Source organism: Nostoc sp., from assembly GCF_036919575.1.
Lineage (GTDB): Bacteria > Cyanobacteriota > Cyanobacteriia > Cyanobacteriales > Nostocaceae > Nostoc.
In genome coordinates, this window is sequence record NZ_JBALBY010000021.1 from 1 (window position 1) to 18932 (window position 18932).

At 40.9% G+C, this 18932-nt stretch carries 20 protein-coding genes; 8 read left to right on the top strand and 12 right to left on the bottom strand.

Annotated features, from left to right (window positions below):
- Nucleotides 1-188: hypothetical protein (locus tag V7K27_RS06550; RefSeq protein WP_334945455.1), on the top strand; the 188-nt coding region annotated here is incomplete at its 5' end.
- Here V7K27_RS06550 and V7K27_RS06555 read toward each other — a convergent pair.
- The 6 genes from V7K27_RS06555 to V7K27_RS06580 form a co-directional block, all read right to left on the bottom strand.
- Nucleotides 181-447 carry a BrnA antitoxin family protein gene (locus tag V7K27_RS06555; RefSeq protein ID WP_334945457.1) on the bottom strand — a complete coding sequence of 89 codons (267 nt, stop codon included), beginning with the start codon at nucleotides 445-447 and terminating at the stop codon, nucleotides 181-183. The genes V7K27_RS06550 and V7K27_RS06555 overlap by 8 nt on opposite strands.
- Nucleotides 444-1295 carry an S-formylglutathione hydrolase gene (fghA, locus tag V7K27_RS06560; protein ID WP_334945459.1) on the bottom strand — a complete coding sequence of 284 codons (852 nt, stop codon included), beginning with the start codon at nucleotides 1293-1295 and terminating at the stop codon, nucleotides 444-446. Before fghA ends, V7K27_RS06555 begins: the two co-directional genes overlap by 4 nt.
- A 60-nt stretch (nucleotides 1296-1355) precedes the next feature.
- The gene (locus V7K27_RS06565; RefSeq protein ID WP_334945461.1) at nucleotides 1356-1931 is read right to left on the bottom strand and encodes a hypothetical protein; all 576 of its coding nucleotides are present in this window, start codon (nucleotides 1929-1931) and stop codon (nucleotides 1356-1358) included.
- A complete protein-coding gene (locus V7K27_RS06570) occupies nucleotides 1922-2755 on the bottom strand; it encodes a DUF692 domain-containing protein (RefSeq protein ID WP_334945463.1) in 834 nt (277 codons plus the stop codon). The genes V7K27_RS06565 and V7K27_RS06570 overlap by 10 nt, the downstream gene beginning before the upstream one ends.
- 5 nt (nucleotides 2756-2760) lie before the next feature.
- Nucleotides 2761-3843 (bottom strand): TIGR04222 domain-containing membrane protein, encoded by a 1083-nt coding sequence (locus V7K27_RS06575; protein WP_334945465.1) that lies wholly within the window; start codon nucleotides 3841-3843, stop codon nucleotides 2761-2763.
- A 153-nt stretch (nucleotides 3844-3996) separates the two neighbouring features.
- The gene (locus V7K27_RS06580; RefSeq protein WP_334945467.1) at nucleotides 3997-4779 is read right to left on the bottom strand and encodes an ion transporter; all 783 of its coding nucleotides are present in this window, start codon (nucleotides 4777-4779) and stop codon (nucleotides 3997-3999) included.
- 89 nt (nucleotides 4780-4868) lie between these two features.
- Between V7K27_RS06580 and V7K27_RS06585 the strand changes: the two genes are divergently transcribed.
- Nucleotides 4869-5294: a nucleoside deaminase gene (locus V7K27_RS06585; protein WP_334945605.1), complete on the top strand. Its 426-nt coding sequence runs from the start codon at nucleotides 4869-4871 to the stop codon at nucleotides 5292-5294.
- A gap of 169 nt (nucleotides 5295-5463) precedes the next feature.
- On the opposite strand, the gene V7K27_RS06590 is transcribed toward V7K27_RS06585, so the two are convergent.
- Both V7K27_RS06590 and V7K27_RS06595 read right to left on the bottom strand, forming a co-directional pair.
- Nucleotides 5464-6126, bottom strand: coding sequence for a response regulator transcription factor (locus tag V7K27_RS06590; protein ID WP_334945607.1), 663 nt, complete (start codon nucleotides 6124-6126; stop codon nucleotides 5464-5466).
- Nucleotides 6126-7397, bottom strand: coding sequence for a sensor histidine kinase (locus V7K27_RS06595; RefSeq protein ID WP_334945469.1), 1272 nt, complete (start codon nucleotides 7395-7397; stop codon nucleotides 6126-6128). Before V7K27_RS06595 ends, V7K27_RS06590 begins: the two co-directional genes overlap by 1 nt.
- Nucleotides 7398-7641: 244 nt before the next feature.
- On the opposite strand from V7K27_RS06595, the gene V7K27_RS06600 reads away from it, so the two are divergent.
- The 3 genes from V7K27_RS06600 to V7K27_RS06610 all read left to right on the top strand — a co-directional run bounded on the left by V7K27_RS06600 (nucleotide 7642) and on the right by V7K27_RS06610 (nucleotide 9402).
- Nucleotides 7642-8157, top strand: a complete 516-nt coding sequence (locus V7K27_RS06600) for a P pilus assembly/Cpx signaling pathway, periplasmic inhibitor/zinc-resistance associated protein (protein WP_334945471.1) — start codon at nucleotides 7642-7644, stop codon at nucleotides 8155-8157.
- A gap of 388 nt (nucleotides 8158-8545) precedes the next feature.
- A complete protein-coding gene (gene sipA, locus V7K27_RS06605) occupies nucleotides 8546-8812 on the top strand; it encodes a regulatory protein SipA (RefSeq protein WP_334945472.1) in 267 nt (88 codons plus the stop codon).
- Nucleotides 8813-8844: 32 nt separating this feature from the next.
- Complete coding sequence (locus V7K27_RS06610) at nucleotides 8845-9402, top strand: peroxiredoxin (protein WP_334945474.1); 558 nt, start codon at nucleotides 8845-8847, stop codon at nucleotides 9400-9402.
- 377 nt (nucleotides 9403-9779) lie between these two features.
- Here V7K27_RS06610 and modA read toward each other — a convergent pair whose 3' ends face one another.
- Nucleotides 9780-10574, bottom strand: coding sequence for a molybdate ABC transporter substrate-binding protein (modA, locus tag V7K27_RS06615; protein WP_334945476.1), 795 nt, complete (start codon nucleotides 10572-10574; stop codon nucleotides 9780-9782).
- Between the two features lie 94 nt (nucleotides 10575-10668).
- Between modA and V7K27_RS06620 the strand changes: the two genes are divergently transcribed.
- From V7K27_RS06620 to crtH, 3 genes are all read left to right on the top strand, one after another.
- Complete coding sequence (locus V7K27_RS06620; protein WP_334945478.1) at nucleotides 10669-11112, top strand: TOBE domain-containing protein; 444 nt, start codon at nucleotides 10669-10671, stop codon at nucleotides 11110-11112.
- Nucleotides 11113-11510: 398 nt separating this feature from the next.
- Nucleotides 11511-12239, top strand: coding sequence for a hypothetical protein (locus tag V7K27_RS06625; protein WP_334945480.1), 729 nt, complete (start codon nucleotides 11511-11513; stop codon nucleotides 12237-12239).
- 407 nt (nucleotides 12240-12646) lie between these two features.
- Nucleotides 12647-14149 (top strand): carotenoid isomerase, encoded by a 1503-nt coding sequence (gene crtH, locus V7K27_RS06630; protein WP_334945482.1) that lies wholly within the window; start codon nucleotides 12647-12649, stop codon nucleotides 14147-14149.
- A 692-nt stretch (nucleotides 14150-14841) separates the two neighbouring features.
- Here crtH and purT read toward each other — a convergent pair.
- The 3 genes from purT to V7K27_RS06645 form a co-directional block, all read right to left on the bottom strand.
- Nucleotides 14842-16005: a formate-dependent phosphoribosylglycinamide formyltransferase gene (purT, locus tag V7K27_RS06635; RefSeq protein ID WP_334945484.1), complete on the bottom strand. Its 1164-nt coding sequence runs from the start codon at nucleotides 16003-16005 to the stop codon at nucleotides 14842-14844.
- A gap of 50 nt (nucleotides 16006-16055) precedes the next feature.
- A complete protein-coding gene (locus V7K27_RS06640; RefSeq protein WP_334945486.1) occupies nucleotides 16056-16553 on the bottom strand; it encodes a pentapeptide repeat-containing protein in 498 nt (165 codons plus the stop codon).
- A 491-nt stretch (nucleotides 16554-17044) separates the two neighbouring features.
- Complete coding sequence (locus V7K27_RS06645; RefSeq protein WP_334945488.1) at nucleotides 17045-18826, bottom strand: ABC transporter permease subunit; 1782 nt, start codon at nucleotides 18824-18826, stop codon at nucleotides 17045-17047.
- Between the last annotated feature and the right edge of the window lie 106 nt (nucleotides 18827-18932).

Genomic DNA, 18932 nt, shown 5'->3' on the forward strand with positions numbered 1-18932 from the left:
TAGTGGGAGCATCTTGCTCCCTAATGTCCTATGTAGTGGGAGCATCTTGCTCCCTAATGTCCTATGTAGTGGGAGCATCTTGCTCCCTAATGTCCAGGAAGCGGGCTAGAAGCCCGCACTACAAAAAAATAAATTTACACATTTGGGATGCTCCCAAGCTATTTCGGCGATCGCACTCTATCAGCTAATTTGCTCTAGCAGTACCTCATTAATAACTGTTTGATAGCCAATACCTCTTTTTTCGGCTTCTTCTTTTGCCCAGGCTAGGACTTTCGGGTGAAGTCTGAGGGAAATTAATTCATACTTCTCATCTTCATCTTTTGCTGGTCTACCCCGCCTTCTCAACTTCATGCCAAACTGTTCAGAAATCGCTTCTCTGAATTTCTCACTTTCTTCTGGTGTGACTCGCCTCGCCCTCTCGAAAGGGAACTCAGATTCCTTCTTCATATCTCTTGTAATAATGCGATCGCATGGTGGCGGATATGATCTTCAATAAAACTGGCGATGAAATAATAACTGTGATCATAGCCTTCTTGGTAACGCAAGTTTAGCGGCTGATTAACATCTGCACAAGCTTTCTCAAACACCTCTGGCAGTAATTGTTCAGCTAAAAATTTATCAGCAGTTCCTTGGTCAATCAGAATTGAACTGTGATATCCGACTTTTTTGACTAATTCACTAGCATCATAAGCACGCCAACTTTCTTGATTGTTGCCAAGATAACCACTGAAAGCCTTTTGACCCCAAGGACAACGCATCGGTGCAGCGATCGGCGCAAAGGCTGATACTGATTTGTAAAGTTCGGGATTTCTCATCGCACAAACAAGCGCCCCGTGTCCCCCCATCGAATGACCGAAAATGCCTTGTTTCTCAGGTTGGGTGGGGAAGTTTGCGGTAATTAAAGCCGGTAATTCCTGGACGATATAACTATACATTTGGTAGTGTTGACGCCACGGTTCCTCTGTAGCATCAACATAAAAGCCCGCACCTGTGCCAAAGTCCCAGTCATCATCCTCACCTACAATGCCAGTATTACGCGGACTTGTATCTGGTGCCACCAATATCAAACCGTACTCAGCCGCAAAGCGTTGCACTCCCGCCTTTACCATAAAATTCTCTTCGGTGCAAGCCAATCCAGAAAGGAAATAGAGAATCGGCACAGGTTTTTGAGTTGCTTGTGGTGGTTGATAGACAGCAAAGCGCATTTCACCGTTACAGGTGGAGGAATGATGACTGTAAAAGCCGAGTTTGCCACCAAAACTTTTATATTCTGAAATGAGGTTGAGGTTAGGCATTGCTTATATTCTCTTTCTTGAGCGATCGCCAAAGACAGATTATTTTAGCCTAAATTAATATTATGCAGGTAACAACAGCACAATATGGCGCAGTTGCGATCGCTTTGAGAACCGAAACCAAATTGCGATCGTTGCTTGGCGATTCATCGTGTCTGAACTCGCTAGTTTGTCAATAGGATAACTAAACCAACACACACTCAAGCGGCTACTAGGTTCATAAGCTAACAACCATGTTTTTTCGTAGCGTACCAAATCGCTAACCCAAGGTGGATTTATATCTTCCTGTTGAGCAACTTCGACGATAAAATTAGCAAAAGCGATCGCATCTTCTCTATGTTTTTTGATTCCCTTTGGTAAATGGGTTTGGGCATATCGCCAAAACAAGGTAGTAAAATTTTTACCCAACACCCGCGCAGTGCGTGGTAATTGTTCGCGTACTTCTCCTAACCGTTTCCACTTCAGAGAATTGGCAAAGATATTTACCTCTTGTGCTGAAAGTTGAGCTAACTTTTGTGCTTCATCGCAACTCAGCCCCAACTCTGCACCAACGGCTTGTGGATTAGCAAAGAAACGCTCTCTCAAATCCGTATTCGTGTAAAGTTGGGCTAAAACTTCCTGGGTTTGTGCTAACCCCATCTGCCATAACTCCTGCTAATGTCCCGTGCTTTTTGCAGTTCTGCTGTCAATTCTGCAAAGGGTGGCAAGTTTTCATCCCGTTCGAGAATAATCCCTTTAACTGGAACACGGGCAACAACTTCCTCCATCAGTTGCCATACTTCTACTGGCGTTGATTGGGAATGGCTATCTATTAACACACCATCATGCCAATGTCCACCAACAAAATGTAATTGTACGATGCGATCGCACGGTAATTGTTGCAAAAAGTCATGGACATCATAGCCGTAGTTCACAGCATTAGTATGGAGATTAGTTACATCTAATAACAGTCCACAATCAGAACGTTCTACCACCTCGCCTAAAAATTGGGCTTCTGTCATTTCTGCACCTGGAAGCGTCACCATGTAGGTGATATTTTCCAAAATCAGTGGTACATCAACCCAGCGACGCAATAAAGCAATGTTGCGACAAAGTACTTCCACAGCTTCTTGAGTATAAGGTAGCGGCGACAAATGCCCGATATCAATTCCACCCGCTTTTGTAAAGCAGATATGCTCACTCCACCAAGGCGGGTTGAGTTGCTTAATTAATGCTGCCAGTTTGCGTAAATAATCTGTATCCAAACCTTCAGCACTGCCTAACGAAAGATTAATCGCGTGGGGAATTATCGGGAAATGAGCAGCAAGCAGTTCTAACTCCTGCTGTTTTTGCACAGATGCATCTAGATAATCTTCGGCAACAATTTCCAAAAAGTCAACCTGCTGACGGTTGAGAAAAATATCACTTTTAAAAGGTTCCCGAAAACCTAACCCCACACCTAAACTAGGAAGATGAGAAAGCATTGCTCTTAACCTCCTCCACAGCCACCACCGCAGCCACCACCGCAGGAACCGCCGCTACATGAACCACTACTGCATGAGGAGCCACTATCAGAACTAGTACTGCATGAGGAGCCACTATCAGAACTAGTACTGCATGAGGAGCCACTATCAAAACTAGTACTGCATGAGGAGCTAGTGCCAGAACTATTACTGCCAGAACTACTACTATATGAGGCGCTCCTGCATGAAAAGCTACCACATAAGCTACTAGACGAACTCTCTACTGTGGCAACTGTTCTAGAAAATGTTGGCGGAAAAAACGCTTTGTAGTAAGAGTCATAGGAGGTTCCAGCCAGGGCTTCAACGCCAAATAGTGCCACCAGTAAGTTGTAGTCAAATACAGAAGGGATGTCATACTTTACCTTCTGCTGCAATCGGGTAAATGTTTCCTGAAGTTGTTGCAGATACATTTTCCCTCGCTGACTTAGATGCGTATGCTTACTGACAGACCACAGCAGAAAGATAATTGATAATACACCAATTGCGATCAGAAAACCTAAGTTATAGCGTCCTTTACCAAAGGCTATCAGCAGCTTATAGCCCCCCAAGCTGAAAATAATCATCGCCCCAATCAAGCCAACTTTGATATTCCATTCTTGCCACTGGGAAGCATACAACAGTTGCTCATTTTGCAGTTTCTCTTCATAAGCATTGCAGTATAACTGGATGCTCTGGGTTGCCAACCAAACAGATGTTTGAACTGTGGAGGAGGAAGATAATTTCTCAAATACCTCACGCTCTATTGGCTCTAGCTGAGATACATCAGGATAATTTGGTGCTTGGCTAAGAGATTTTTGACTGAATTGCAAATAACCCCGGACAATCAAATCAAATAACACTACATTGGCAATTCCTGTTTCTTGGGAACGCAAATAAGCGATTTCGTAAGGATCTGGTTCAGCAGGAATTAACGGCAGAGGCTGGTTTTTGGTTGGATCTTGCACTAGCCACCAGGAGGCTACCAAAGTTATCCCAATGACAAAGCAATAAAATAGCAAAAAATCCAGCCCATACATATCTGCAATTGGATTATGCAGTAATGCATTCATTGCCTTTACTCCTTTTTAGGAAATTACTGAAAGTAAGAGAAATTAAATGTCTCAAAGTTTGCAGTGTTGTTTAGAACATTTCCCTTTCTCAGGTTTGTCATTTACTCTACCACAAGATTGTAGCACACACTAAAATTTACCCCATAATCAATCCTACAACGTCGGTAACTTAGTCCCGCACCTTTTACAAAACCCAGCATCGACATCATGGAAAGCCAAACCACAACCTAAACAAACTGTTTCTACCTGATTAGCAGTTTTCACCACTCGCTTAATTAAATCTCCCACTTGCCAAGGAATCAGCGCAATTCCGGTAAAAATCATTAACACTGTTAGCAAACGCCCTAATTCAGAAATTGGAATAACATCGCCAAATCCGACAGTTGTCATTGTGACAACAGAGAAATAAAAGGCATCCAAAAATGTACCGTAATTTTGAGGATTAACCGGATGCTCGACTTGATAAATTAAGCCAGAGTAAATAAAAACAATTGCAAATAATGTAAATAATATTCGCGCAAAAATCATTCCATCTTCGGTACTGACACTGGCGAATAAAAATTTCCTATCTATAAATCTGATTAACCGTAAAATCCGAAACCATCGGAGTAGGCGGATAAAGCTAATATCCATCATTCCTAGAAAGAATGGCAAAATCGCTATTAAGTCAATAATCGAATAAAAGCTAAAAATATACTTAATTTTGTTTTCCGCACTCCACAGGCGGAGTGAATATTCCACCGCGAAGATGATCACGATCGCAATATCGACTAGATTCAACTTAAACCGTACAGAATCAGGAATATTATAAGTTTCTGCCACAAAAATTCCTGATGATAGTAACACCATAACGGCAAGTGTTAAATTAATCGCTTTACCGATTGGTGTTTCCAGGTCTTTTAAGTAAAATTCTGTGTCTTGTCTGCTCAGTAACATATTCGACCATTAACTAACTCTTAATTTCCAGTTATAGCATTAGAAATAGGATATTATTAACCATGATCCTTATGTTAACCTCAGCTTATATGAACCCAGAATATTTTATGAGTTTAGCATTGGCAGAAGCAAAAGAAGGCGATGCGCCTTACGGTGCTGTGATTGTTAAAGATAACGAAATCATGGCGGTAGCTCATAATACTGTGAGCAGAGACAACGATCCATCAGCCCATGCGGAAATTAACGTCATTCGTAGTTTAACAGCTAAACTGAAAAACCCTTCTTTAGAAGGTTATAGCATATATACAACTGGCGAACCTTGCCCGATGTGTGCAACTGCTTGTGTTTGGAGTGGTTTAGCCGAAATTGTCTATGGTGCTTCAATTGAAGATTTAATCTCGGTAAATCAATCACAAATTAATATATCTTGTGAAGAAGTGATCGCTAAGTCATTTAAAAACATCAAAGTCACAAAAGGCGTTTTAAAAAATGAATGCTTGGAGTTATTTAAATAAGCAACGCACTGGCTACTCTACGTGAAAAACAAGATCCCCGACTTCTTTAAAGAAGTCGGGGATCTGCGGGTTGCAATTCTCACAAATCAAATGGAATTGCTATATAGGTTAAAATTACGAATTACGTTCGCGTAGCGTGCCGGAGGCTCTATTACGAATTACGAATTATTTAACTTGGCTCATTCAAATAAGATAAATATGTATTTGCCCAAATTGCAGCTTGAGTGCGATCGCGCAAATTTAACCTGTTTAAAATATTCGTAACATGATTTTTTACCGTACCCTCAGAAATGTACAGTTGGTGAGCAATTTCTCGGTTACTAGCACCTGTAGCAATTAACTGCAAAACCTCTTTTTCTCTAGGAGTAAGTTCAGCTAAACTAGATGGTACAGGTAGTGAGTGGGTTGGTGTCGGATGAGAAAACTGAGTCAACAGTTTTTTAACTATACCTGGGCCTAGTTGAGTATATCCTTTATGAACAGCACGAATAGCAACAGCTAATTCTTCTGATGGTGTATCTTTCAATAAATAACCCATTGCTCCATTTTGCAACGCTGCTGACACATATTCATCATCATCAAAAGTCGTCAGTACTAAAATCTTCGTTTTGGCAAAACGTTTTTGAATCTCCCGCGTGGCTGCAACTCCATCCATAATCGGCATTCTGATATCCAATAATATTACATCTGGCTGTAATTGAGCAACTAAATTAATCGCTTGTTCACCATTTTCTGCTTCTCCCACTATCTCTATATCTGGTTCTAGTTCCAATAAAGCTTTTAACCCTTGACGAATTAAACTTTGGTCATCTACTAGCAATACTTTAATCATCATGTCAACCTCGTTAAGGGAATATTAACTGTAATTTTGCAACCAGAACCAGGAGTGCTGTTAATATTAAACTCACCTCCAATTGCTAAGGTGCGATCGCGCATACTATGAAGTCCAAAACCAGTAGTATTTTGCCCTAAATCAAAACCTCTACCATTATCCTGAATTATCAATCGTAAATTACCTCTGGTCGTAGTCAGTTCTAGTTTAATCTCTGTTGCATCTGCATATTTAGATATATTTGTCAATGATTCTTGAGTAATTCGGTAAATAGCGGTATTGATTTCAGGTGGGAGAGAATATTCTAGGTTGATTTGATAAATTGGTAAAATGCCATTGGAGCGATGAAAATTTTCTGAAAGACTAGCGATCGCCAGTTCTAAAGATTGCTCTTGTAAGGGGCTAGAACGCATAGTAGAAACAGATTGGCGGACATCTTTTAGCGCTTTTGAACCTAATTCTTTTGCGGTTGCTAGAAATGTTTCAGCCCTAATTGGGTTAGATTGCCATAGTTTTAAAGCCGTTTCTAATTGCAGATTCAAAGCAGTTAGAGAGTGTCCTAATGAATCATGAATTTCACGAGCAATGCGGTTACGTTCTTCCAAGGTAGCTTGATTTTCAATTCGCAGGGCATATTGACGGAGTTTTTCGTTAGCGATCGCTAGCTTTTCTCGACTGTGCCGTTCTGATAATACTGCATTCATCATCAACAACACAAAAACTAAACTTAAGCCAAATGTCAGCGACCAATTCAAGCTAAAAAAACGAGATCGCTCTTGTGCTTGTGCTTGTGGTGATGCTTGAAAATTGAAAAGCTGGTATTTTAGCTGTGTAGTAACTAAAAATAAGGTAAATGATAAAGTTGTAATGAATAAACGCCCAGGTAACTGAAAAATTAAGCAACTGCGAGTAACTAAAATTATGTAGAGAACCGGGAAAAGGCGAGCAAATCTCTCACCAAAAAGTCCAGTTGTTAAAATCAATAAAATTTCAATGGCTGTGTAGATTACCTTAGTTATCTGGTTCCTCCTGGGTAATGTTAAGCCCATTACCGCAAAAATAATCAGACTATAAATTGACAGTTGTGGCAATATGCTACAAACTGATAAGTCTGGAAATACACCACAAATTGATAGTTCTGGAGGCTTAGGACGAAATTGCCGTAACGGAGGTGGTATAACTGCCGTCAATGCAGTAATCGCTAGTAGTGTCCACTCCAGATAAAGCAGAGACGGAAAAGGATGTTTTTTAATTTGAATTGGACGACTCATCAGTTGCTTTGCTCCAGTTATGAATTAGAGAGACGCGATTAATCGCTTACAGGAGAGACGCGATTAATCGCGTCTCTCCAAACTTTTAACTCCCCACTCCTAACTACTTATTGTCAATCATCTTTGTCAAAATTCAATCATGACTAAAGTCATGGGTAAAACCATGACTTTCTCCTCATGTGACTACTGAAGATAAGTTCTTATGATAGTGGCATCCAACCAGGAAAAACCCACGAGATAAGTAATGAAACTCAAAGCATTATCGCTAGTTGCTGGAGCGATCGCTCTAACTTTAACTGCAACCTCCTTTGCTGTTAACGCCCAAACAGTCTCTCCTTCACCCGTGCTACTTGCACAAACTCCACAAGGAGGCCCTTGGAAAAACTTGGGTCTAACAGGTATACAAAAAGCCCAAATTAAGACAATTCACGAAAATACCTGGAAGCAAATTGAAGATAACGTTTTCACCCCAGACCAAAAAACACAGTTCGAGACAGCGAAACAAGCGCGTCGGGCTGAGTGGCAAGCGCGTAAGGCTCAGGGGCAAACAGGTCAACAGCAACCAGGTCAAGGTCAGCATCGTCATCATCGTGGCGGAAAAGGTGATTTTGCTAAGTTAAATCTGAGTGATGCACAGAAAGAGCAAATAAAAGCACTTCGGAAGTCAGAGAAAGAACAGATTAAAGCAGTCTTGACCCCCGCACAGCAGCAACAAATACAGCAATGGCATCAAAATCGTCAACAAAGCAATCCCGGATAATCCCCAATCTTTCAAAAAATACTTAATAAATCTGAGGTGGGCACTGCTACCCATCTCATCCCAAGATAGGTATTGTTTTCCATACTAAAAAATTAATAGACTTCTTGCAGAAGATGCGGAAAGGGGAAAAACTTCATCCCCTTTCCCTTTCCCTATTTATTCCCATGCCCAATTTAACGTGAGTTCGACAAGTTTTAATTTGACCTCTCAAGAGCAGCCCCTCTCCGACGCACAGAGGGGAGCAAAAAGCTTAATTTTTCGTTGCTCCTCCCTTTCCATTTCGGAGAGGGAGGCTGTCCGGGAGAGGTTCATCGAATTCACGTAATTTAGTAGACTTTCAAGCTAGTTATGAGTTATGAGTTAATTCAAAACTCCTAGCTTGATTAAGATGTCCAAAGAATTCGCAATTGGTAGTAAAGTCTGTGTCGTGGCACTACCAGCTTACGTCAAAACTGCTGAACCTATGCCCATGCTGCGCCCACCCGATGTAATTCATATTGGCGAAGAGGGTATAGTTATTGACCGCAGACCCGGTGGATATTGGGGTATTCGCTTCGCTAGGGGAGCCTTTCTCCTAGATAGTCAATACATCGAAAGCACAGATATCTCTCCCGAATCTCACTTAGAGGAGATTTCTGGCAACCAAGAATTATAAACTTGTGTAGAGTTGTGATTCTGGTTTGCACCATGATTTCCCGCCGCACTTTTTTAAGCATATTATTTGCCAGCTGTATTTCTGCGATCGGCTGGCTGAATTTTACCCCTGCTGCTGATGCTCTTGGTGGTAAACTTCCTGCAATTAATCAACCCGCACCAGAGTTTACTTTGCCAACCAACACAGGTGATGGCAAAATTTCCCTCTCTGACTTGCGCGGTAAGTGGCTAGTCCTCTACTTTTATCCTAAAGACTTCACCTCTGGTTGTACTATAGAGGCTCGTCGTTTTCAGCAAGACTTACCCCAATACCTTGAAAAAAACGCCCAGATTATTGGCGTCAGTGCTGATGATATTGATTCTCACGCTAAATTTTGTGATTCAGAGGGACTAAAATTTCCCCTGTTGGCTGATACTGATGGTTCAGTGAGTAAAGCTTACGGTTCGTGGCTCGGCTTTTTATCTATGCGTCACAGTTTTATCATCGATCCTCATGGCGTGTTGCGCGAGACTTTTGTGAAAGTTAACCCAACTATTCACAGTTCAGAAGTGCTGGCACGACTAGAAAAATTACAGTCCACAGCTTCTTAGACCTCAATTAGGGATTTCCAACAAATAAATTATCCAATCTTGTAGGGTGGGCATCTTGCCCGCCTTTGGCTATGGGCGGACGAGATGCCATTGGTGTCAACTTAAGCCAAAACTCCTTTAAAACCTCGTTTCTAGCCTCTGGCTGGAAATACTCCTGCGGTTCTGCCGCAAGTCTTGAGGCGGAGCCTCACATAGGCATTCCCAGTCTCTGACTGGGAACGAGACAATCTCTAAAAGCTGGTTATAGACTGGCTTTTACGTTAAGTTGACACTAATGACGAGACACCCACCCCACAATAAGTAGTTGAGTATTATTTTTATTTGGAAGTCCCTTAACTAAACAAGGGGCTTAAGTCCTTTGTTATCTGCATTCTTCTTTAACGCACAATAAACCCATCTTTTTTGAGTACAGCTTTGACTTGACTGCCAGATAGAAACTCGACAAACTCTTTGGCAGCAGAAGTATTTTTACTGCTTTTAATTATTGCTACCGGATAGACAATCGGTGAATGAAACTTATCATCAGCAGCGACTACGACTTTTACCTTGTTGGAAATTTTGGCATCAGTGGCATAAACTAAACCGGCTTCGGCGTTACCACTTTCTACTGCTGCTAAAACTTGACGCACATTGTTAGCAAAAACCAATTTTGACTTGACCTGCTCATAAAGTTTCAACTTCTTTAATACTTGCTCTCCATATTGACCGGCAGGTACACTTCTGGGTTCACCGATCGCAATTTTTTTAATCTTACTATCTCTTAAATCGTAAAAGCTAGTGATGCCAACAACATCCTGAGCCACAATCAAAACTAGACGGTTATTTGCCAGGTTAATACGGCTACCTGGTAGCAACAATCCTTTTTCTTCCAAGGCATCCATTTGCTTTTTGCCAGCAGAAATAAAGATATCTGCTGGGGCACCTTGCTCAATCTGTTGCTGTAAAGCACCAGAAGCCCCAAAGTTATAACTAATGTTGACATCTGATTTACTTTGTTGGTAAAGAGGCTTAATTTCTTCCAGCGCCTCTTTTAAGCTGGCGGCTGCGGACACGAGTATGCTGGTGTTTGACTGTGCTATTACGGGAGAAGGAGTAACCAACGGTAAACCAATTGTTAGCAGCAAGCCAGCAAGCGCTATACCTAGAAAGCCAAAAATTTGTCTTCTTTTCATAAAAAAGGTGTTTGAGAGGTTTTTTTTCTAAAATTGATGCTAGGTAGAATCGTAACAATAATACCAAGATTTGCCCAACTATATCGGTAAAATTATGCCTAGAAAAGAACAAGGGTGGGTCACATTCCAAACCTCAGAAGAGGAGCGAAAGATTTTAGAAGAGTTTTGTGACCAGTCTCAGCGAACTAAGACCGAGATTCTTCGGGAATTGGTACGTGGTCTTAATCAACACTCTTCACGATCCAACTTGCTACCAACCATAAACAGAGAAGAGGAGAATATCTACGCTCAAAAGTCTGAGATAGAAATTAGTATTCAAAAGAAACCACTCAAAGTTAGCTCTCGCAATATTTTGAAGGGTGTTGTTAAACGAGTTGTCACTGGAGCGGTTAATAGTGAGGTGACGCTGGAGATTGTTCACAAAGTTGTGTTAACTTCGATTATCACCAGAGTATCGGTAGAAGAGTTGGGTTTGTCTGAAGGGAAAGAGGCTTATGCTGTTATTAAGTCCAACGATATAGTTATTGCCAGCGAATAGGCTGTGGCGATCGCTATTCTGACAGCAATTTTCATCTTAAATAGACCACGCGGTAGGGGCACAGCAATGCTCATTCGTGTCAACTTAAACCAAAACCCTTTTAAAACCTCGTTTCTAGCCTCTGGCTGGAAATGCAGTTCCTGGTGGCTCTGCCGCCAGTAAGGGAGGCGGAGCCTCAATGAGGGGCATTCCCAGTCGGAGACTGGGAACGAGGTAATCTGCTAAAAGCTGATTCTAGGCTGGTTTTCACCTGAAGTTGACACCAATGGGCAGTGCCGTGCCCCTACACCTAGCGATATAATATTTTACCGCATCTGAATGGGAACGGCTATAGTTAGCGTGTTGATTGCCCCAAAGATTGGGTTACGGGTTCGATTTCAACCTCGGAGAAATGTTTTATGGCATCTCAAATAGACATACATTTGCCTAACGGAGTTTTAGAACGCTTGCAAAATGTGAAAGATTTTGTGAGCGGAAACGTTAACTCTCTAAGTAACTCAGCACAACAAGTTGGGGAATCTTTGAATACAACAACTGATAGAGCAATTGATAGAGTTTCGACAGGTTTAGAACAAAGTTGGCAAACAGCTGAACAAGTTAAGAGTACAACATCGGGAGTAGTAAAAACAGCAATTAGTTCTTCTATAAGTGATTGGCTGACACAACACCCGATATTTTTTCGGTTAGTTCAAATACTAGGTTGGGCGGCTAATCACCCAATTATTAGTGTAGTAATTCTGGTGTTTGCACTTGCTCTACTTTGGAGCATCATCAAAGCAATTGTCCGCTTGATTGAAACAGCTAGTTGGTCAATACTCCAAGTTCCGATCCAATTACTTCAGGCTTTGATTAAAGTTAGTTTTCTATCTTTAACTAAAGTTGGCAGTTTTGCTATTCAACGAATCACAGCTACTAAAATAAACGATAATCTGCCTATTTTACTACCTGAAAATTTTAAACCAAATAAGCAACAACGATTAGCAGAAATTTATCATCGTTTAGAGGCAATTCAAAAGGAACAATATGAGCTTTTACAAGAAGCAAAAGATTTGATTGCTGCTGACACAATTGATCTAGAAATATCCAAAATTCAACCGCTAAAAAGCCTTGAATCACATCTTGGCTAAGTTCTGCTGTGGAACCAAGAAAACCTCACCCTGGTTCTGTTACGCAAAACCTGTCCCTCTCCTTGGTAAGGAGAGGGATGTCCGTTAGGACTCTTTGAGGTTTTTTTGTTTTGGGTAATTGGATGACTTGTGTGTACACCGTAGCCCAGAGGGAGAGAGAGGCTAGGTGGGAGAGGTTCGTCGAACTCACGTTAAAATTAACGCTCTTAATTTTATTGAGAAAATATTTCATTAGTACTTGACATTAATTATCAATCAAGGCTATATTCTTTTACAGTGTTCTCCTCTCTTTTAAGGATCGGCAGACGGGATTAGCCAGCAGCAGCAGGCTCGTCCCTCTTTTTTGTGATTAGGAATTGGGCATTGGGTATTGGGGATGGGGGAAAATAACTAATGACTAATGACTAATGACTAATATGCAAGATATTGATGCGATCGTGATTGGGTCTGGGATTGGCGGATTAGTAACAGCGACTCAGTTAGCGGCGAAGGGAGCAAAAGTGCTGGTACTGGAACGTTATTTGATTCCAGGTGGTAGCGCCGGTTATTTTGAACGCCAAGGCTATCGATTCGATGTTGGCGCATCAATGATTTTTGGGCTGGGACAAAACGGTACTACTAACTTACTCACCCGTGCATTATCAGCTGTAAATGTCAGCCAAGAAGCGATCGCAGATCCAGTGCAAATTCACTATCATCTACCCCAAGGTTTAGACCTGAAGGTTGACCGGGTTTATGAAAAATTTTTGCAAAATCTTATTGCTCATTTTCGCCATGAAGAAAAGGGGATTCGTCGCTTTTATGACGAATGCCAAAAAGTATTCAAGTGTCTCAACAGTATGGATTTGCTGTCGCTGGAAGAACCTCGGTATTTACTACGGGTATTTTTCCAGCATCCTTTGGCGTGTCTCGGTTTAGTTAAGTATCTGCCTCAAAATGCCGGGGACGTGGCGCGGCGCTACATCAAAGACCCGCAATTATTGAAATTTATCGATATGGAATGTTATTGCTGGTCGGTGGTTCCATCAGATATGACACCAATGATTAATGCTGGGATGGTCTTTTCTGACAGGCATTATGGCGGAGTTAACTATCCCAAAGGCGGAGTGGGACAAATTGCCCAAAAACTGGTGGAAGGTCTAGAGAAGGCTGGAGGTAAGATTCAGTACCAAGCTAGAGTTACAAAAATTCTCACAGAACAGGGAAAAGCCGTAGGTGTGCAACTGGCTAATGGTAAAGTATATCGGGGTAAACGCATAGTTTCTAATGCTACACGCTGGGATACATTTGAGCAATTATTACCACCAGAAGAAATGCCAGATAATGAGAAAAAATGGCAACAGAATTATCAAAAATCTCCCAGTTTCTTGAGTTTACATATAGGGGTAAAGGAGTCTGTTTTACCTGCGCGGACAGAGTGCCATCATATTTTACTGGAAGATTGGAAAAAGATGACAGCAGCAGAAGGCACAGTTTTTGTTTCGATTCCCACATTGCTTGATCCAGATTTAGCACCAAATGGATATCACATTATTCATGCCTTTACGCCTCACTGGATTGATGATTGGCAAGAACTTTCTCCGAGTGAGTACGAAGCGAAGAAAGAAGAGGCGGCTTGGCGAATTATTGACCGCCTAGAGAAGATTTTTCCCGGTTTAGATGCTGGATTGGATTATTTAGAAGTAGGGACACCGCGCACCCATCGCCGCTTTTTGGGTCGTGAGGATGGGACTTATGGGCCAATTCCCCGGCGCAAGTTGTGGGGATTATTAAAAATGCCCTTTAATCGCACAGCTATTCCAGGACTTTATTGTGTAGGGGATAGTACCTTTCCGGGTCAAGGGTTGAATGCAGTCGCTTTTTCTGGGTTTGCTTGCGCCCACCGCATTGCCGTGGATTTAGGATTTTAATGTATAAGCTGTTGCGTATTTAATTTGTATATTGGACGCGCTCATGTTGCCCGCACTACAATATTTTTGGGTTTTCGTGTTATACAATTTAGCTGCACATCAACTTATCAATTCAGGCGATCATTAGACATAGGAGTGAAAATGACGTAGGGACAATTCATCAATTGTCCCTACCAAGGATTTCGAGCAACGCAGAATTAATTTTCACTCCTATGTTTATTGGACTTACGCATTGATGGCATTATCTAAATTACATAGATGTGATTTTCCCTGGTTTAAGAGACTGGGCTTGAATGTGATTACTGTTTAGCTGAGGTTTCAGCTTATCTTTGACAGATGATCATGTCAGGTAGCTGATTTGGGCTGAGGTTTAGTCTGTTGCAGCAAAAACTTAGCTCTACTACCGAGATGCGATCGCAAGACTCGAATTCTGCTACAACTTGTTAAATAAAGCTCAAAGCCAAAAAATGTTCATACATAAAATAGGTATTGGTAGAGTAGCACAGCTGTGCATTGGTGGCAACTTACAGCAGTTTTCATCTATTTGAACCACATCTGTCGTAGGGGCACAGCAATGCTGTGCCCCTACTGCGTGGTCTATTTAGCTGAAAATAGCTGTAAGGTCAAAGGCCAAATTCAATTCGCCCTGGCTCTAAGTTGACACGCATGACAGATGTGCTACCCTGCGGTAATTAGATAATTGTAATTTTACTTGCGGCTCTAGTAGCTTTTTCCCTAGCCTCTTGGACATTATCACCCTTCGCCAAAGCTACGCCCATTCGCCGATATGGATGAGCATTAGGTTTACCAAATAATCTAATATCTACATCTTTTTCTGACAAAGCATTAGCTACACCGCCAAAAGCAATAGAATCAGATTTTTCTGAGGCTAAAATTACCGCACTCGCTGATGCTCCTAGCTGTTCTATATGAGGAATTGGCAAGTCTAAAATAGCTCGCAAATGTAGTTCAAATTCATTGAGATTTTGTGAGATTAATGTCACCATTCCCGTATCGTGGGGTCTGGGAGAAAGTTCGGAAAAAATCACTTCATCTTTGGTAATGAAAAACTCAACGCCAAAAATTCCGGCTCCTCCTAAAGCATCAGTGACTTTTATCGCTATTTCTTGGGTTTTTAATATCTTATCTTCAGAAATTAGTGCGGGTTGCCACGATTCTTGATAATCGCCTCGTTCTTGGCGATGACCAATAGGATAACAGAAAATTGTCGGTGCATTCCACTGTTTAATTGTGAGTAAAGTGATCTCAATTTCAAAGTTAATAAATTCTTCTACGATGACCTTTTGACTGTCTCCTCTAGAATTAGCGATCGCATAATTCCAAGCTTTCTCAACCTCACTCTTATCCAGCACTACAGATTGACCTTTACCAGAGGATGACATCACAGGTTTAACAACATTACTAAACCCAATTTCCTCAGAAACGGCAATCAATTCTTCTAGAGTTGTTCCATAACCATATTTAGCCGTTCTGATGCCCAATTCTTGATGCGCCAATTCCCGAATTCTATCGCGGTTCATTGTATAGTTAGTAGCAGCCGCAGTTGGTATAACTGTAATCCCTCGCTGTTCAAATTCCAAAAGTTTTTCTGTTCTGATTGCTTCAATTTCTGGTATAATAATATCTGGCTGATATTTTGTCACTACAGCTTCTAAATCATCAGCACTGAGCATAGAAATAACTTCATAAGCATCAGCAACTTGCATCGCTGGAGCATTGGCGTAGCGGTCAATGGCAATCACATAATTACCAAGACGTTGAGCTGCGATCGCAAATTCTTTACCGAGTTCTCCTGAACCCAGCAACATCAATTTTTGGGGTAACTTAATACTCATTAACTTATCCAGGACAATTTCAATTTAATAATCTTATAATTTTTTGTGTTTTAATTACCATCTTCACAAGAATTAAATCTAGCCCCGCGTAGTTGTAAATCTTCATGTTGCAGCTTTGTCAATCCATCGCCTATACCAAATTTACACTCACTTACTAGAGCGCCTAACCAAATAGTCTCGTTAAGAGTTGCACCTCGTAAATCTGCATTTCTCAAATCAGCTTTTGTAAAATTTACAAATAAGAGGTCTGCATTGACTAAACTACTACCTTGTAGATTTGCCTCTGATAAGTTTCCTCGGATGAAGTTTACACCATCTAAAATTAAACCTGATAAATCTGCTCCTATAAGATTAGGGAACTTTAACTGACTTGGATATTGAAAAAACCGCATCATACAAATGATATTTGCTTCATTTAGTCGTATTTTAGTTAAAAAATCATAACGAGCTATGCCCAGTTGTTTGAGAATTTGTAGACGCTGTGGGGGACTTTGTTCTAAAAACTGGATGGCTGTGTAGCGTAGGTCTTGAGTAGGGATATTTAGCATAATTCTTAGAGGGTGTTTGAAAAGTATTTAGTTGTGATTTTAGGCACTTCTAGATCCCCCCTAACCCCCCTTAAAAAGGGGGGAACCGGAATCAAAGTCCCCCAATTTATCGGGGGATTTAGGGGGATCTAGAACGTTTTGCTACCAAGAAGAGGACTTTTCAAACAACCTCTTAGATAGTCGTGATATTTATGCCGATTAAAAATTTAACCGTCAATTTAGGCAAATAATAGATAATATTAGGACTAGTATAAGATTAGTGAAATGCACGTAGTAGACCCTCATGGCTAAAATAGTGCATTAGACGTAGACGTAGGTTGGGTGGAGCGGAGCGCAACCCAACTGATTATCAGGATGTTGGGTTACGCAAAGCCTCCACCCAACAAAGCAATGTTTTTGCAACTAATTCGTCATGAAGTTCGCGGACTCACTAACGTAATTCGTAATTTAATTCTTAATTACGAATTACGAATTACGAATTACGAATTATTTTAACGTTCTGCCAACAATGCTTTTGTAGCAGATTCGCCTGCTAATCTTACGCGCTTTGTCAACTGGAAGTTTAACCATACTAGAACAGTCAACTCAGCTAAGAATGCCATAAAAATTGTTGTTGTTCCAGAGCCTTCTATACCTGCCCAAGGACAAGTTGAAAACAGCCATACAGTAGACATCACAGTAGACACCTGCGAAGAAATGCTGATAAATCCTAAAATCATCGGTGGTAGCAAGATTGCTGCACCTATAGTCCTAATTGCCCAAGAAGAACGTTTGGGAGTTTTCAGCAAAAGTATCAATTGAGCGATGGTAGCGTAAATCATGATTATGCTGATAGACAAAGCTATAGCTAAAAGTACTTTAAACCTGTCAATATCGTGACTCAGCCAAGTTTGGCGATCGTTCGCATCAAAAACAGATGTAAATGAAATCCAAACTAGCCAGGGGATAGTAACAATTATCAGATTAATTGCGATCGCTACGAGTGCAGGGCTTTTTTCACCCCAAATTAGATCCTGCCATAAATTCTTGTGACTAGAAACTCCCTGATGTCGATATCTTGCCCAATCTTGTACATCTTGACGGTGAGGGGAAAGAACCGCAATTAAACTTAAAATCAACGCCAAGTTGTACACTGCCAAAAAAACGAGATTTCCCCCAAACCCTTCATCCCATCTTTCATTATTTATACCAAGTTGTAGGGTAAATCCCCACATCATCAACTGGCTAAAAGCTACTAGTAAATAACTTTGCTTCTTGCTGATTATTGAGGATTGAGGATTACGGAAGCAACGTTTAATAACTTGCAAAATACCGTAACTGCACAATCCCAAGTTTAATAAATGGAAGCCAACAACATTAACTACACTTGTCCAGAACGGTAAATAGAAAAACTGCCAGTTTTTCACGGAAGAACCATTGGATATATGGAATAAGTTAGGAAATAGATAATTAGTTGTATCCCAAGGATTAAAGAGTCTAAACCAAGCAGTTGAATTATTTAAACTATTGCTATCAGACGATGCCAGTACCATCGTTATGAACAAAAAAAGCGAAACTACACCACTACTTAATAAACCTAACAAAGACTGAAAACCGTTAACTGAACGACTAAATAAGGCTAATAGGAGTGCAGCACTGTAGAAGAAAATACAGCTAGCAGCAAGAATTGCGTAGTAACTCAAAATGTAACTAAAAGCAATGTTCGCAGAAAGTCCAGCCCACAAATGTAAAGGAACTGCTAGTAAGATGAACAGATAAATTAAACTCGGAACTCCTAGCAACTTGCCAGTCAATATACTTGTTTCTGATTGAGGACTTAGACGGATGAAATTCAGCGTACCACGAGTTTCTTCTTTGGCTAAATCGTTGATTAGCAAATAACTTCCTGCAACTAATAGTGTAAATACAAAAATTACACTAAACGTGAGGAATATATATTCCCAATGATCTCGCCACCACAACTGCAAATCAATTTCATTTTGGGGACAGAAATTCTTTGAGAAGAAATCATTGAAGTCAACAATTCTAGATTGATCTGATTGCTGTAAAACCTGATTTTGTTTCTGTTCATATACTTGACGAAGATGACAGTATGTGCCAGTTAGCGAGTATCTATCATCGGGGAATTCCCGTAACTGATATAAAAAAACTACCAGTTGCAGTAGTAAGGATGTTGCAACTGCGATCGCAACATTAAAAAACTTCAGGCGTCCTTTGAGTTCCCGGAATAGTTGCGGATTCCAATCGCCGATTTTGTCTATTAAATTCAGCATAGTATGAAAAAATTCTCCAAAAATGGGGAGTGATATTATCGAACAGACATTCAGAAGTCAGGAGTCAGAATTCAGAATGAGTTCTGAACGAAAAAGCGGATGAATA